The following is a 1,052-nucleotide window of genomic DNA, read 5'->3' on the forward strand; positions in this document are numbered from 1 at the left end:
ACTGGGGCGGTCGCCTCCTAAAGCGTAACGGAGGCGCGCGAAGGTTGGCTCAGAGCGGTCGGAAATCGCTCGTTGAGTGCAATGGCAGAAGCCAGCCTGACTGCGAGACTGACAAGTCGAGCAGAGTCGAAAGACGGCCATAGTGATCCGGTGGTCCCAAGTGGGAGGGCCATCGCTCAACGGATAAAAGGTACGCCGGGGATAACAGGCTGATACTGCCCAAGAGTCCATATCGACGGCAGTGTTTGGCACCTCGATGTCGGCTCATCTCATCCTGGGGCTGGAGCAGGTCCCAAGGGTACGGCTGTTCGCCGTTTAAAGAGGTACGTGAGCTGGGTTTAGAACGTCGTGAGACAGTTCGGTCCCTATCTGCCGTGGGTGTAGGATACTTGAGAGGAGTTGCCCCTAGTACGAGAGGACCGGGGTGAACGATCCACTGGTGTACCAGTTGTTCCGCCAGGAGCAGTGCTGGGTAGCTATGATCGGACAGGATAACCGCTGAAGGCATCTAAGCGGGAAGCCCCCCTCAAAACAAGGTATCCCTGAGAGCCGTGGAAGACCACCACGTCGATAGGCCAGAGATGTAAGCGCAGCAATGCGTTCAGTTGACTGGTACTAATTGCTCGATAGGCTTGATTTGATCCAGTAATAGAAAGACTGGAACAAAAGCATACACTTAAAACTACAAGGTCGCAGCATACGCGACCTCAGTAGCAGCGTATGAGACTTGGAAAACATGGGGATTTTACTCGGTTTGGTGATCATAGCGTAAGTGAAACACCCGGATCCATTCCGAACCCGGCAGTTAAGCACTACTGCGCCGATGGTACTGCATCTTAAGGTGTGGGAGAGTAGGTCATCGCCAAACCTAGTAAAATCCCCAGATATCTCTCTACCGATGAAACGATCCTACAATCAAAACGCAGGATCAGCGAACAGCAGAGCAATCGCTCCGCAAAGCGTCGCGGGATGGAGCAGCCCGGTAGCTCGTCAGGCTCATAACCTGAAGGTCGTAGGTTCAAATCCTACTCCCGCAACCAACTTTATCGAAC

General features: G+C 53.6%; 1 tRNA gene and 2 rRNA genes (1 of these 3 only partly in view). All 3 read left to right on the plus strand.

What is annotated here, in order from left to right:
• Positions 1–640, plus strand: a 23S ribosomal RNA gene (locus tag DI396_RS16275); it begins 2,194 nt to the left of the window's first position.
• 113 nt (positions 641–753) lie between these two features.
• A 5S ribosomal RNA gene (gene rrf / locus DI396_RS16280) occupies positions 754–868 on the plus strand.
• 95 nt (positions 869–963) lie between these two features.
• Positions 964–1,040: transfer RNA gene (locus DI396_RS16285), tRNA-Met, on the plus strand.
• The last annotated feature ends 12 nt before the right edge of the window (positions 1,041–1,052 follow it).

Source organism: Litorivita pollutaquae, assembly GCF_003205515.1.
Taxonomy (GTDB): Bacteria; Pseudomonadota; Alphaproteobacteria; order Rhodobacterales; family Rhodobacteraceae; genus Litorivita; species Litorivita pollutaquae.